Source organism: Pseudoalteromonas sp. TAP-3C, from assembly GCF_059888565.1.
The window spans coordinates 2,584,784-2,599,802 of record NZ_CM187618.1 but is presented as its reverse complement, the minus strand read 5'-3'; the positions used below and the strand labels follow the sequence as shown (position 1 = coordinate 2,599,802).

Here is a 15,019-nt window from a genome sequence, read left to right as displayed (position 1 = left end):
GCGGCGCGAGGCTTGTAACCTAGTGGGCTAAGTAAAAACCGAGCAACAAAGAGTAAATCGCCCCTAGGCAGAACCCGAAGGGCTGCGCCTGTTTGGCATTGATGCTGCGTTATCGCCTATTTATGGGGAATAACCACACCACATAGGCTCTGCCTTGCCTAAATACCAAACAGACTGCTGCAAATTCAACCTTGAAAGGTCAACAGACCCTTAGTACGTTCGAACATTAAATCCCATACGCCATGGCCTAAACGATGGCCACGTTGTTCAAACTTAGTCAGTGGGCGTAAATTAGGGCGAGGTACATAGTCGTTAGTTTCTGATTGGTTTTTGTAGCCAGGTGCTGCTTGCATTACTTCAAGCATATGCTCTGCATAGTTTTCCCAATCGGTTGCCATATGAAAAACGCCGCCAATTTTTAATTTAGAACGCAGTTTTTCTACAAACTCAGTGTTTACAATCCGGCGCTTATGGTGACGCTTTTTGTGCCATGGATCAGGAAAGAACAACTGCAAGGTCGATAAGCTTTCGTCACTTATACAGTCTGAAAGCACCTCAACCGCGTCATGTTCAAATACACGAAGGTTTGTAACGCCTGCTTCGTCGGCATCCATTAAGCACGCGCCAACGCCTGGGCGATGTACTTCTATGCCAATAAAGTTAAGCTCTGGTGCATTTTTTGCCATTTCAACCAGTGACTTGCCCATACCAAAACCAATTTCTAATACTACATCATTGTCATTACCAAAGACTTGGTTTAAATCAAGTAGGCCGTTTTTATGCTCAAGCCCCATTGTTGGCCAGCATTTTTCGATTGCAGCGGCTTGGCCTTTGGTTAATCGGCCTTCGCGTTTTACAAAACTACGAATAGTGCGGATATACTTACCTTGTTGCTTAGCTTGCTCAAGGTTGTTGTTACTTGATTCACTCATATTATTGGCCTGACAAAACAATGTGTTTAAAAATGGTTGCGTATTATCCCTGACCCGCGTGGGGTTGACAAGCTCTAGGGCGTTATAGCTTGATCTTTTCAACAACTACAATAGACTGAGCCGCCATTGAGCATTAGTAAAAAAGTAAATATGTTGGATTTAAAAAAGCAGCAGTCTGATTGGTTTTCTAATCAAGTAGTTGATTGGTATCATCTCCATGGGCGCAAAACATTGCCATGGCAATTAGCTAAAACCCCTTATAAAGTGTGGGTATCTGAGGTAATGTTGCAGCAAACCCAAGTTGTGACTGTTATTCCCTATTTCGAAAAGTTTATGCAAAGCTTTCCCGATATTATTGCTTTAGCAAATGCTGATGAAGATCAGGTTCTGCATCACTGGACTGGTTTAGGTTATTACGCGCGTGCACGAAATTTACATAAAACGGCCAAAATAGTACGAAACAAATATCAAGGCCATTTTCCCAGCACACTTGAAGAGGTAATGGATTTACCCGGAATAGGGCGCTCCACTGCCGGTGCTGTTTTATCTTTATCGTTGGGGCAGCATCATCCTATTCTTGATGGTAATGTTAAAAGAGTGCTTGCGCGATTTTTCATGGTTGAAGGGTGGTATGGGGTCAAAAAGGTAGAAAATCAGCTCTGGCATTTAAGTGAACAACTCACCCCTAAAAATAATGTGACTGAGTTTAATCAGGCTATGATGGATTTGGGGGCAAGCCTTTGTTCACGAAGTCGTTTTGACTGTGAAGCATGCCCGTTAAAAACACAATGTGGTGCTTTTAATGCGGGTAAGGTTAAAGAGTTCCCACATTCGAAGCCTAAAAAGCAAACCCCTAAAAAACACTGCCATCAGCTAATTATTCGATGTGATGATAAAGTGTTAATGGAAAAGCGCCCAAGTAGTGGCATTTGGGGCGGATTATTTGGATTTTTTGAATTTAATGAGCACAGTGAGCTCGATACTTTTTTAGCACAACAAGGGCTAAAAAGTGAGCTTGAGATATTAGCGCCTTTTACCCATGTGTTCTCACATTTTGAGCTAACCATAAACCCACATGTGCTCAATGTTCAGCAAATCCCTGATGTGGTGAACGACAAGCAATTAATATGGTATCCGCTTGATCAATCAATAGAGGTAGGTTTAGCTGCACCAACTAAAAAGTTGGTTAAACAAATTACGGCAATAGGTTAGACTATTAGCATTAAGCATTAGAGAGAATAAATCATGGCACGTACTGTATTTTGTCAAAAGTTACAAAAAGAAGCCGAGGGCCTTGGATTTCAACTTTATCCTGGTGAAATTGGCGAAAAGATTTTTAATAACATATCTAAAGAAGCATGGGGGCAGTGGCAGCATAAACAAACTATGCTGATCAACGAAAAGCATTTAAATATGATGGACCCAGCTCATCGTACCTTCTTAGAAGAGCAAATGGTTGGCTTTTTATTCGAAGGTAAAGATGTGGAAATTGAAGGCTATAAGCCTGTAGAAAAATAAATAACAAAAAGGGCTGTTAAAGCCCTTTTTTACTTGGTTTGGGTATAGTTACGTTGGCTCAATTTGCTGCTCGTGGTTTTTAATTTGCTCTTTTAAAAACTGTGCCGCTCTGGAGTATTCAATTTCAAGTTTATCTCTCATTTCAATTAACTCATCAGCATTGACTTGCTCTACTTTACAACTATCTTCAAATGACTGTGCTAAATCAGCGACTATATTAGCGCCTACTGTTTTTGATATAGACTTTAGTTGATGACAAGCCGCTGTAATTTCAGTTTTGTTGCTTTGAAGTACCGCGAAGTTAATCGATTTAATTTGTTCTTGGCTTTGCTCTAAGTACATCTTAAAAAAGCGAATTTTTTTAGCTTCATCGCCATTTATATATTTGTTTGCAGATTCCATATCAATAGGTATAACTGGCTTGTCAATTGAGCTAATTTGTCTTGGCTGTTCACTAGATAAATCACTCCATTGTTTTAATATATCTTCGAGCGCATTTAACTCAATTGGCTTAGTAATAAAGTCATTAATACCGACTGCTAAACAACGTTCTTTTTCACCTTTTAAAGCATTCGCAGTGACAGCAATAATATAAGGTTGAGCGTCAACTGATTCTAGTAATGAAGCTTCTTCACGGATTTTTTCAACCATATCGTAACCAGACATTTTAGGCATGTGTAAATCGGTTAGGATGAGTGAATAGCTATTTTTGCGCCACATTTCTAGCCCTTCTTCACCATTATTAGCCAGCTCTACACTGTACCCTAATATATGTAACTGTTCTGTCAGGACTTCTTGATTTAATAAATTATCTTCAACTAACAATATAAGCTTATTATCAGCTAACGCCTCTTGTGAGTTTAAATAGCGATTCATGCTTTTAGCTTTTTTGATCTGCTTAGGTTTATGCAAGCCAGCTGCAACCAAAGTTGATAGCATAAAGTTAGATTTACACAGCGGTGAGGCATTAATATAAAAAATATTCTGATGATTGATAACAGCTTCATCTAGCTTACTTAATATCACAGCTTGTTGGTTATTATCTTCTAATGAGTAAAGCAAACCTCTTAGCAGGGTGCTAATACTAGCCATGTCATCAATGCCATCAATAACCCAAATAACATCTTTTGTCTCTACGTGAGCTTCTATGTCTTGTTGTTCGTAAGCGTAGGTAATTTTAGCGCCCATAAAGGATAAGTAGCGATAAATTACTTTACTGCGGTCAGTATTTTTACTGACTACAACGACGCGTTTGTCATTAAGTGTATTTTTATAAGCAAATTCTGTTTTACCTGCTGTTGAAAAGGGCAGCTCTACAGTAAATTCACTACCAATGCCCTCATGGCTTGTTACCTCAATGGTGCCAAGCATTAGTTCAGTTAAACTTTTACAAATAGAAAGGCCAAGCCCTGTACCGCCAAATTCTCTAGTGATTGAACTTTCAGCTTGAGTAAATGGGTTAAAGATTTTTCGCAATTGTGACTGACTCATTCCTTTGCCATTGTCGCTTACGCAAAAACGCAGTGTGAAATGATCAGCTGTATTATGGGCTACTTCAACTGATATTCTTACTTTACCTTTTTTGGAACCATTAGAGGTGGTAAATTTAATGGCATTACTGCATAAGTTATAGAGTACTTGACGTACTCTGACTGAGTCACCCATGAGATTAGTGGGGATATCGGGAGCAATCGATAAATCTAAATCTAGATGTCGATTTTTTGCCACCGAGGAAAGAACTTTAGCCACTTCCTCCAGTGTGTCTGAGACAGAAAATGGCGTGGGATCTATATTGAGTTTGCCAGCTTCAATTTTAGAAAAGTCTAAAATATCATCTAAAACACTAAGTAATGAAAATGCAGACTCGCGAATGATGGTGCTTAAACGCAGTTGTGCACCATCAAGTTCAGTTTGTCGAAGCAAATCGATAGTACCTATAACCCCATTCATAGGTGTTCTTATTTCATGGCTCATGATAGCTAAGAAAGTGGTTTTAGCTTCACTTGCTTTTAATGCTCTTTGAGTTTGTTTTTCTAATTCAAAAGTTCTATTTTGTACTTCTGATTCAAGACTCGTTTTTAGCTTTTTTAATTCCTTTTGCGCCGCTTTATCATCAGCTTGAACGGCACTTACTTTCTTTAACAATATATTAATTTGCTGAGCAATAGGCGCTAAACCACCTTCAAGTCCCTCATTAAGCGTACTTTGATAGTTATCATCGTGTGTAATTGCTTTAAGATCTTGCGTGAGTAAATCAGCATTTTTAGATAATCGTTTATTAATATATTTATTAAAAATAATTGCCAATAAAAATAATGCCAACAAACCTATAATGCCAACAAGGTAAGAAATTAGCGATATATTTTGCTTTAATTGTGGGGTTAATGGTTGTTTTTGTTCAATAATAAGTTCACCCACTAATTGCCCATCTAACGAAATTAGGTGGTGAAGCGTATTTTGTTCTTTTAAGTGTTTATTAATAGCTAAAGGCGCTATTGATTTATCATTATTGTTATAAACCAGCTCTGCTTGATTTGCTGCATCAAAGCGGTAAAGGGTATAGCTATAATCATTGTTAAGCTCGGTTGTGATATCGAGTAGTTGCTCAATCTGCTTTTGTTTAAATAAAGACAATGCACTTAATATAGGTTGCTCAAGGCGCTTAGCAAGTGTTGTAATTAATATTGAAGACTTAGTGCGAACTTCATTGTCCTTAATATTGCTTTGGGGGTAAAGCGCGAAGGCAATTACAAATAATGTAGTGATTATAAGGTTACTAACTAAGAATAAAGGTAGTAGGCCCTTTACTGCTGAGGAGAATTTACTCTGCATGAGTTTTCCTATCGTGATATTATTAAAACGGTAAGTCTGTACCGAATGTTATATGTAATCGTAACATCTAAAAAAAATATTTCACTACGTTTTTTAAACTCTTTTGTTGGATAAATAAACTGCATTTATAAAAAGTTACGTTAAGTTGTCTGGAAAACGCGCAAACAGTTATAAAGAATAAAAAAAAAGTTGACTTGCAAAGGCAAAACTCGTTTAATACGCCGCACGCACAAATGGCTCAGTTGGTAGAGCTAAGTAGTAATTGCATTGAAAATCCATTGAGATTTTTAATTAGCACTGTTTAAGTGCCTCGATAGCTCAGTTGGTAGAGCAGAGGATTGAAAATCCTCGTGTCCCTGGTTCGATTCCGGGTCGAGGCACCATTTATTAAAAGTTATCAATATTTAAAATTGATAAAGTGCCTTAGCACACAGTTTAGTGTGCCGACTTAGCTCAGCTGGTAGAGCAACTGACTTGTAATCAGTAGGTCAACCGTTCGACTCGGTTAGTCGGCACCATTTATTTTAATTAGATGTTTTAACAACATTTAATTAGTACTATTTAAGTGCCTCGATAGCTCAGTTGGTAGAGCAGAGGATTGAAAATCCTCGTGTCCCTGGTTCGATTCCGGGTCGAGGCACCATTTATTAAAGTAAAGTTGTTTAAATAAAGCATATAAACATTTTTAAGCGTGCCTTAGCACACAGTTTAGTGTGCCGACTTAGCTCAGCTGGTAGAGCAACTGACTTGTAATCAGTAGGTCAACCGTTCGACTCGGTTAGTCGGCACCATTTATAACGTAACTAGAAAAAGAAACTGTAATCAGTAGTCTGTTCAAGTTACCCGTTGACTCGGTTAGTCGGCACCATTTATAACGTAACTAGAAAAAGAAACTGTAATCAGTAGTCTGTTCAAGTTACCCGTCGACTCGGTTAGTCGGCACCATTTATAATAATTAGGTGTTTTAATAATATTTAATTAGCACTATTTAAGTGCCTCGATAGCTCAGTTGGTAGAGCAGAGGATTGAAAATCCTCGTGTCCCTGGTTCGATTCCGGGTCGAGGCACCATTTATACAAAGCCTCGCTCATGCGGGGGTTTTTGTTTCTAAATTTAACTGGGCCACTGAACGGCATCAAACTGCGTTCGATTATAAAATACATCCCTGTATTTTCTCCTTTGGGCCATCTTTCAGATGTTAAAAATTGTTCCTGACAATTTTTTGCCGGGTTGAGGCACCATTTATACAAAGCCTCGCTTATGCGGTTTTTTTTCTAAGTTTTGCTCTATCCTGCTCTATTTTTCCCCAGTACGCTATAAACAACAAGCCCATCAGTCATTTACGTACCACTTGTTAATATCTTTATTCAGCTTTTTTGCTTAAAAATTAGGTTACAAATTGATTTGTAAATAATGCGTTAATGTCTGGCGTATTAAAGCCACTTATAATTTTATCGAAAAGTATGTAATGTTATGTAAAGTCAATTGAGCTAAGTTTGCTAAAGTGCTTGAATAACACTCATAAATAGCATTAATTAGGTTTAAACATGATGTGGCAATATAAGCCATCTTTATTGGCAATAAGTATTGTGCTGCTAAGCGGTTGTGCGAGTAACTTAAACCCGCAACAGCGTGAGCAAGCGCCAAGTGCACTCCCTACTCAGTGGCAACAAACCGTAGTTGAATCAGTGGTGGCTGTAAATGATACGTGGTTTAATCAGTTAGCTTCAGCAACTATGCAGCAGCTCGTCACGCAAGCGCTTAAAAACAATCAACAACTACTGCAAAACCGCTTCGATGTAGAAATACAAAAACAACAATTAATTGTTACCGGTGCTGCTTTGTGGCCTAGCCTTGATATTTCATCTCGGGTTGGGCGTAGTAAAGACAATCGCCCAGTTAGCTATAATAACTCAAGCTCTGTCTCGCTAGCATTAGACTATGAAATAGATTTATGGGGTAAGCTTTCAGATGCAAAACGCAGAGATAATCTAAGCTACCTTGCTCAACAGGCCCGTTACGAGCAGGCCAAACAACAACTTATTGCCGACGTTGTTACTAATTGGTTTAACCTAATCAGTGCAGAGCAATTACTTGATTTGTTCAAGCGCAGAGAGGCTAACGCCAAACAAAACCTCGAAATTATTGAGTCGGGTTATCGCCAAGGTTTAAATGAAGCGTTAGATGTTTATTTAGCGCGCAATGAGTTAAATAACGAACGTTCTCGTATTGCGACTCAACAAGCAAATTTGTCCCAGTCAGTACGCAGCCTTGAACGCTTATTGGGCGAGTATCCAAAAGGATTGATAGCAGCTAATAATAAGCTACCTGTTATTAACGACGATATTCCTCTTGGTCTACCGTCCGAGCTTATTACCCGAAAGCCTGCGTTACGTGCTAGTTGGTATCAGTTGTTAGCTAGTGATGCTTCGCTCGCTTATGCGCATAAGCAGCGATTTCCCAGTTTAAATTTAGCCGCAGGATTAAGAGACAGTACCAACAGGGTGAGTGACTTACTTTCTCCATCAAGTTTAGCGTGGTCGTTAATTGGCAGTATTTCTGCGCCTATTTTTAATGGCGGCCGATTAGCAGCTAACGAGGCAATAGCTAATTTACAAACGCAAAAACAAGAGCAAGCCTATCTGCAATCTTTATATGATGCATTTGCTGATGTTGAAAATGCTATTGCGCAGCAGCAGTCACTCAAAGCCCGCTATCAAAGTACCATGCAGGCACAAGAAAACGCTTTAGCGGCAGAGCAATTATCGTTTGAACAATACCAAAGCGGTCTAGTCAGTTACACCACGGTACTAGACGCACAGGCACGCTCGTTTGATGCACAAAGCTCACTTATTGAAATTAAAAATCAATTATTGACTAACCGAATAAATTTACATGTTGCCCTAGGTGGTGACTTTGCCAAATCAATATCCGCACAGGATGAATCAGCAATATGAAACTTAATAAACAAAAAATAATTGTTCCCGCTGTTATTATCATAGTGACTATTTTCTTGGTGATATTTATTAAGGGAAACCCACCTAAAGCGTCACGGTTTGCAGCGCCGCCAAAGGCTAAAATTAACGTGGCGGTAATGCCATTACAACGCGTTGACTATCCGGTTGAAATTGACAGTTTTGGTACGGTTAAACCTCGCACTCAAAGTATGTTGGTGGCTCAGGTTTCGGGGCTGATTATTGATATTAATGAGCAGTTTCGCGAGGGGGGCTTTTTTGCCAAAGGCGATGTGTTATTGCAACTTGACGATCGTGATTTAAAAGCTGAAGTTAAATCTGCACAAGCTAATTTACTCAATGCTGAGCAAAGCTTATTAGAAGAGCAAGCGCGAGGTCGCCAAGCATTAACCGATTGGCAGCGTTTAGGGAATGAGTCGGAGCCGAGTATTTTAGTACTGAGAAAACCGCAGCTAGCAGCCACACAAGCGCAAGTGTTATCAGCCCAAGCGCAGTTAGAAAAAGCGCAACTTAATCTTGAGCGTAGTAAAATAAAAGCGCCGTATGCTGGGCGAGTGTTAAATCGTAGTGTCGATCTTGGTCAGGTAGTATCAAATAATATGCAGCTTGCAACAATATACGCCACCGACAGTGTTGAAATACGTTTGCCAATCAAAAATAAGGACCTGCCTTTTATTAATTTACCAGAGCAATACCGTGATGGGGCTAAAAACCAGCGCGGCTCTGCGGTTAATTTCACTTCAGATTTAATTGGTCAGCAGCAATGGCAAGGTTTACTTATTCGTACTGAAGGCGCTATAGATGAAACTGCTCAGCAGTTATATGTAGTAGCTAAAATCAATGACCCCTATAAATCTACCAGTGATAATCTCTATCCGATAAAAATAGGGCAATACGTAAAAGCTAAAATTAGCGGTAAAATTGCACCTCAAGTATTAGTTATTCCCAATAGCGCTATTTATCAAGGTAGCTATGTTTATGTGGTAGAAAATGGTGTATTGCAGCGTAAAAATATTGCTTTAGCATGGCAAAATGCCCAGCAAAGCATTGTGAGTAAAGGGCTTGAGGCGGGTAGCCAGCTTGTGTTAACACCTTTAGGTCAAGTAAGTTCGGGCACCCCTGTACAGGTCATGGATGATACCACTCAATTACAAACGCAAGGAGAGCACCCATGATTGCTTGGTTTACACGTAACCATGTCGCTGCCAACTTATTGTTAATTAGCATTGTGTTGGGTGGTTTATTCAGCCTATCTTCTAAATTGCCTTTAGAGGTGTTCCCTTCGTTTGTTTCCGATCGTATTAATATTAGTGTCAGTTTACGAGGCTCAACCCCAGAAGATGTTGAAAAAGGGGTTACCATACGCATAGAAGAGGCTTTGCAAGACTTAGAAGGTATTAAGCAAATATCTAGTCGCTCTTCTGAGGGGTCATCACAAGTGAGTGTCGAGGTTGATACCGGCTACGACGAACGTGAGCTATTAGCGGATATAAAAAGCCGTGTTGATGCGATTAATACCTTTCCGGCGGACGTAGAAAAGCCGGTCATTGGCTTAATTCAGCGTAAGCGAGAAGTAATAGCGGTCACTGTTTCAAGCGACTATAACGAAAAAGAAACCTTAGAGTATGCTGAGCAAGTACGTGATGAATTACTGCGTATTCCAGCTATTACTCAAGTTGAGCTCAGTGGCGTACGTAACTATGAGTTGGCTATTGAAGTAAGCCAAGACACTTTGCGCCAATACGATTTAACCCTAGCGCAAATATCCAGTGCCATTGCCAATTCAAGTTCTGATATTTCAGCGGGTAACCTTAAAACAGAAGGCGGTGACGTACTTATTCGCTCAAAAGGGCAAGCTTACCGTAAAGATGAATTTGCTAATATAGTGATAAAGAATCAAGCCGATGGCACTATTATTCGCTTAAGTGATATTGCCAGCATAAACGATGACTTTGAAGAAACGCCAGTACGTACTCGCTTTAATGGCAAACAAGCGGCCTTTATTGATGTTTATCGTATTGGCCCGCAAAGTGCGATAGAAGTGGCTGATGCAGTGAAAAATTTTATTACTTCACGACAAGCAAGCTTACCGCAAGGGTTTTATTTAAGTTACTGGGATGATGACTCAGAAGTAGTAAAAAGCCGTATTGCAACGCTCACTAGTAATGCTTTACAGGGCGGTATTTTAGTACTGGCTCTGCTTACTTTATTTTTAAGACCTGCCATCGCATTTTGGGTATTTATTGGTATTCCAGTTTCATTTATGGGGGCATTTATGGCAATGGCTGCCTTTGGCGTGACCATAAATGTGATTAGTTTATTTGGTTTTATACTGGTGCTAGGTATTGTGGTGGATGATGCCATTGTCACTGGGGAAAACGTGTATACCCATTTAAAAACCGCCAAGTCAGGGAAAGAAGCCGCTATAAAAGGAACCCAAGAAGTGGCCACACCGGTTACTTTTGGCGTGCTTACTACCGTGGCCGCTTTTTTACCGTTAGGTTTTATAGAAGGCGCGCGAGGCGCTATTTTTGCGCAAATTCCGGTGGTGGTTATTCCGGTGTTGTTATTCTCATTGATTGAATCTAAATTTGTGCTGCCTGCGCATTTAAAATATATCAAACTGCGCCAGCAAAAAGGCGAAGGTTCTAAATTAGAGCAACTCCAACAACGTTTTGCCGATGGTTTTGAGCATGCTATTTTAAGATATTACCAGCCTGTATTAGGGCTCGCGCTTCGTAATAAGCTGGCTACGGTAAGCTTATTTATGGGGGTGTTTTTAATTATCTTAACCATGATCACCAGTGGTTGGACAAAGTTTATTTTCTTTCCGCGTATCCCTAGTGAAACCGTACGCGTTAATTTAACTTTTCCTGCAGGGACACCGTTTGAAGTCACTAATAAATACATTATTGATATATCGGATAAGGCAACAGAGCTGCAGCGTAAGTATCAAGATGAAGAAACGGGTGAAAGTATTATTCTTAATATTTTAGCCAGCACTGGCGGGCGAGGGGGGGCAGCCAATTCAGGTAGTGTACGCTTTGAAATCACCCCAGCAGAACAACGAGAGTCTGATATTGGCTCGCGTGAGTTGGTAAAAGAGTGGCGACAATTAATTGGTGTGATCCCTGGCGCTGAAAGTGTTACGTTTAGGGCTGAAATAGGTCGAAGTTCAAACCCAATTGATGTGCAATTATCGGGAAATTCAATTGCAACACTGCAAACGGTAGCCGAGCAAGTTAAACAACGATTAGCGACGTATCCAAGTGTATTTGATATTGCCGATAGTATGTCTGACGGTAAAGAAGAGCTTCAAATAGAGCTCACTGAGCAGGGGCTTGCGCTTGGTTTAAACAGGGTTGATGTATCGAGGCAAGTACGTAACTCGTTTTTTGGTGTGCAAGTGCAGCGTATTCAACGCGGCCGTGATGATGTGCGTGTGATGGTACGTTTACCTATAGATGAAAGGCGCTCGGTTGCTGATTTAAAGGATATATTAATACAAACGCCGAGCGGCGGACGAGTCCCCTTATCGCATATCGCCGCGTTAGTGCCAGGACAAAGTCCCTCAACGATTACGCGTATAGACCGTTACCGCACACTTAATGTATCGGCCGATGTAGAAAAAGCCGACACCAATATGACCGTACTGCAAGCTGATTTAAAGGCTTATTTGGATGAGCTAGTGCAACAATACCCGGGTGTTAGTCACTCACTTGAAGGTGAAGCCAAAGAGCAGCGCGAATCATTTGGTTCGTTATTATGGGGTATGATATTTGTATTCTTTGTAATTTATGGGCTACTTGCCATTCCGTTTAAATCATACTTGCAACCACTTGTGGTAATGAGCATTATTCCGTTTGGCATGATAGGCGCGGTTATCGGGCATTGGATCATGGCAATGGAGCTTACCATTATGAGCTTGCTAGGCATGCTGGCGTTAATTGGGGTAGTTGTGAATGACTCGTTAGTATTGGTTGATTTTATTAATAAAAAGCGCAGTGAAGGGCTTGAACTATTGGAAGCAGTTAAAATCGCTGGTGTTGCGCGTTTTCGCCCCGTTATGTTAACGAGTTTAACCACCTTTATTGGGCTAATGCCGTTATTATTTGAAAAGGCCACTCAAGCGCAATTTTTAATTCCTATGGCGGTTAGTCTAGGCTTTGGAATTATATTTGCTACTTTTATAACCTTGTTGCTAGTGCCTGTTAATTATATGTTGATGGAGCGATTTCAAGGCTGGTTTAAATAAGTGTTAGATATTAGAAAGGCAAAGATTTAAAAGCGATTAGGCGCGAGGAATAAAATTAAAAATCGGGCTGTGGAAACGCAGTTCGATATATTTAAAGAGAAAAAGTAAGGATAAATTTAGTTATAAATAAATGCTTGAGAACCTAGAACCTAGGTTTAAAAGAAAGTGTTCCCCGAGCATGCGGTGCTCGATGTCAGTCCTGAAACCTTTAGGTTTCAGGGCGGAAATCTGCGGTTTACCGTAGGCTTCTCGGTACATGCCAAGCTTGCACAATAGTAGACGAACAGAAATCCTAGTATAAAATTTATCGGCTCAGGGACTTAATCAAGTTCCTGCACCCCAGGGAACAAATTAAGTATATAAGACATATTCTATTTCTTAAACCCCAAACGTAAAAAATTAAACTGCTTGCTCAGTTTTCCTACAAATTTAATTCTGTATTTACTTTTGAGGTTACCTTTTGAGCGTGAATAACTTTTTCAATAGCTTGCTTTTGACCTCAGTCATAGAATTTATTGGAGTTGCTTTTTATCCAGTGGTAGCATTGCCTTAATTAGCAAAGCGAAGACACCATTATGAATAGCCTACCGGATTATGAAAAAGCCCAACTTCTTTTAGAAAAAAACGAAATATTTGTATCACCCGCTGAGGCGCACGGCGTTATTAGTGGCTTACTTGCTTGTGGGCTAAGTATTGACGATAAAGAATACTTAGGTTTACTAAGCGATGTATTCAATGATGGCGAGTCGTTTAGTAACGATTTAAAACAGTTTTTTGGCCAAGTTTATCAACAAGTTGTTGAGAGCTTTAATAATGAAGAGTTTCAATTTGATTTGTTTTTACCCAGTGATGATGAAACACTCATCGATCAAGCTAATGGGCTCGTATCATGGGTAGCAGGGTTTATGTTGGGCTTTGGCTTAAAGCAAAAAGACTACGGTAAGCTGTCGGCAGATGTAAAAGAAGTGATCAGTGACTTTAGCGAAATTACGCGTCTTGACACCACATTTGAAGAAACCGAGGAAGACAGTCAAGCTCTCCATGAAGTGATTGAGTACGTACGTGTATCGGCGCTGCTGTGCTTTGCTGAACTAGGTAAAGAGCAAAACCCACAAAGCAACAAAAAAACACTGCATTAATTTAGCAACACAACATAGGTAATGGGTTAGTTATTAATGGTAGAAATACAAAAGTCAGAGTTTAAAGCGCGTCGAGAACGTTTACTTGCAAAAATGGATAATAACAGCATTGCGCTTATTCCTGCTGCAAGCGAAGTAACGCGAAGCCGTGATACAGAATACGCTTTTAGACAAGACAGTGACTTTTTTTACTTAACCGGATTTAATGAGCCCGATGCCGTGTTGGTGTTATGCAAAAATAGCGATTTACCCAGTACGTTATTTTGCCTTGATAAAGATAAGCTCGCTGAAATTTGGCACGGTCGCCGAGTTGGTTTTGATAAAGCAAAAAGTGACTACTTATTAGATGAGGCTTACCCGTTAAGTAAGCTAAATGATGGGCTATTTGATATGTTAAACGCCCAAGATACACTTTATTTTGCTCAAGGCGCGTGCCCTGCATTTGATGGCATAGTGTTTTCGTTATTAAATTCACTGCGCTGTGCACCTAAAAAAGGCAATAACGCACCAAATACCATTAAAGATATACGCCCGTTATTGCATGAAATGCGTTTATTTAAATCGCCAAGCGAAATTAATGTTATGCGTAAAGGCTGTGAGATAAGTGCCCAGGCGCATATCCGCGCCATGCGCTTTTCTCATTCAGGTGCCAGCGAGTTTCAATTAGCAGCAGAGCTACATCACCATTATGCAATGAATGCTGCGCCACATGCTGCTTACGGCACCATTGTGGGCAGTGGCGATAACGCCACTATTTTACATTACACCCAAAATAGTGACGTATTAAACAATGGCGACCTAGTACTGATAGATTCAGGTTGTGAGCTGCAAGGTTACGCGGCTGATATTACTCGTACTTTTCCCGTTAATGGTAAATTTAGTACCGAGCAAGCTGCGCTTTATACTATTGTCCTCAAAGCGCAAGAAGTGGCATTTAGCCAAGTAAAGCCCGGTGGCTACTTATCGCAGGCTAATAAATTAGCCATGCAAGTGCTGACTCAAGGGTTACTCGATTTAGGTATTTTAACCGGTGACTTTAATGAGCTGATGGCGCAAGGAGCCTGTAAAGACTATTACATGCATGGTATTGGGCACTGGTTAGGACTTGATGTTCACGATGTAGGCGATTACCGAGTAAATAATGAAGAACGTGCATTTGAGCCTGGTATGGTACTGACCATTGAACCTGGGCTTTATATTAGTAAAGACTCAAACGCACCTAAAAAATATCAAGGCATAGGTATTCGTATTGAAGATAACCTGCTCGTTACTGAATCGGGCCACGACAATTTAACGATTACTGTGCCTAAAACAATTAGCGAGATAGAAGCGTTGATGCAAAGCGCTAAAAACCCATAAGCTTGGAGA

The 15,019-nt window shown here is 40.1% G+C and carries 9 protein-coding genes, 5 tRNA genes and 1 other RNA gene; 12 read left to right on the top strand and 3 right to left on the bottom strand.

Features of this window, described 5'->3' with window-relative positions; all coding sequences use genetic code 11:
• Window positions 1–185 precede the first annotated feature (185 nt).
• Window positions 186–932, bottom strand: coding sequence for a tRNA (guanosine(46)-N7)-methyltransferase TrmB (gene trmB / locus AC6H44_RS12195; RefSeq protein WP_500735784.1), 747 nt, complete (start codon window positions 930–932; stop codon window positions 186–188).
• A gap of 150 nt (window positions 933–1,082) precedes the next feature.
• Here trmB and mutY point away from each other — a divergent pair, with 150 nt between their 5' ends.
• Entirely contained in the window at window positions 1,083–2,144 is a 1,062-nt protein-coding gene (gene mutY, locus AC6H44_RS12190; protein ID WP_500735782.1) for an A/G-specific adenine glycosylase, read from the top strand.
• Window positions 2,145–2,177: 33 nt separating this feature from the next.
• Window positions 2,178–2,450 carry an oxidative damage protection protein gene (locus tag AC6H44_RS12185; protein WP_500735781.1) on the top strand — a complete coding sequence of 91 codons (273 nt, stop codon included), beginning with the start codon at window positions 2,178–2,180 and terminating at the stop codon, window positions 2,448–2,450.
• Between the two features lie 48 nt (window positions 2,451–2,498).
• On the opposite strand, the gene AC6H44_RS12180 is transcribed toward AC6H44_RS12185, so the two are convergent.
• A complete protein-coding gene (locus tag AC6H44_RS12180; RefSeq protein WP_500735780.1) occupies window positions 2,499–5,282 on the bottom strand; it encodes an ATP-binding protein in 2,784 nt (927 codons plus the stop codon).
• A gap of 307 nt (window positions 5,283–5,589) precedes the next feature.
• Between AC6H44_RS12180 and AC6H44_RS12175 the strand changes: the two genes are divergently transcribed.
• From AC6H44_RS12175 to AC6H44_RS12140, 8 genes are all read left to right on the top strand, one after another.
• Window positions 5,590–5,665, top strand: a tRNA-Phe gene (locus AC6H44_RS12175).
• A 59-nt stretch (window positions 5,666–5,724) separates the two neighbouring features.
• Window positions 5,725–5,800: transfer RNA gene (locus AC6H44_RS12170), tRNA-Thr, on the top strand.
• Window positions 5,801–5,849: 49 nt separating this feature from the next.
• Window positions 5,850–5,925: transfer RNA gene (locus AC6H44_RS12165), tRNA-Phe, on the top strand.
• Between the two features lie 72 nt (window positions 5,926–5,997).
• A tRNA-Thr gene (locus AC6H44_RS12160) sits at window positions 5,998–6,073 on the top strand.
• A 203-nt stretch (window positions 6,074–6,276) separates the two neighbouring features.
• Window positions 6,277–6,352: transfer RNA gene (locus AC6H44_RS12155), tRNA-Phe, on the top strand.
• Between the two features lie 477 nt (window positions 6,353–6,829).
• On the top strand, window positions 6,830–8,239 hold the full coding sequence (locus AC6H44_RS12150; RefSeq protein ID WP_500735778.1) for a TolC family protein: 1,410 nt from the start codon (window positions 6,830–6,832) through the stop codon (window positions 8,237–8,239).
• Window positions 8,236–9,432, top strand: a complete 1,197-nt coding sequence (locus AC6H44_RS12145) for an efflux RND transporter periplasmic adaptor subunit (protein WP_500735776.1) — start codon at window positions 8,236–8,238, stop codon at window positions 9,430–9,432. The genes AC6H44_RS12150 and AC6H44_RS12145 overlap by 4 nt, the downstream gene beginning before the upstream one ends.
• Window positions 9,429–12,512 (top strand): efflux RND transporter permease subunit, encoded by a 3,084-nt coding sequence (locus tag AC6H44_RS12140; protein WP_500735775.1) that lies wholly within the window; start codon window positions 9,429–9,431, stop codon window positions 12,510–12,512. The genes AC6H44_RS12145 and AC6H44_RS12140 overlap by 4 nt, the downstream gene beginning before the upstream one ends.
• Window positions 12,513–12,677: 165 nt before the next feature.
• Here AC6H44_RS12140 and ssrS read toward each other — a convergent pair.
• Window positions 12,678–12,861, bottom strand: a non-coding RNA gene (ssrS, locus tag AC6H44_RS12135) — 6S RNA.
• Window positions 12,862–13,087: 226 nt separating this feature from the next.
• Here ssrS and AC6H44_RS12130 point away from each other — a divergent pair.
• On the top strand, window positions 13,088–13,651 hold the full coding sequence (locus AC6H44_RS12130) for a UPF0149 family protein (RefSeq protein WP_500735773.1): 564 nt from the start codon (window positions 13,088–13,090) through the stop codon (window positions 13,649–13,651).
• A 36-nt stretch (window positions 13,652–13,687) separates the two neighbouring features.
• On the top strand, window positions 13,688–15,010 hold the full coding sequence (gene pepP, locus AC6H44_RS12125; protein ID WP_500735771.1) for a Xaa-Pro aminopeptidase: 1,323 nt from the start codon (window positions 13,688–13,690) through the stop codon (window positions 15,008–15,010).
• The last annotated feature ends 9 nt before the right edge of the window (window positions 15,011–15,019 follow it).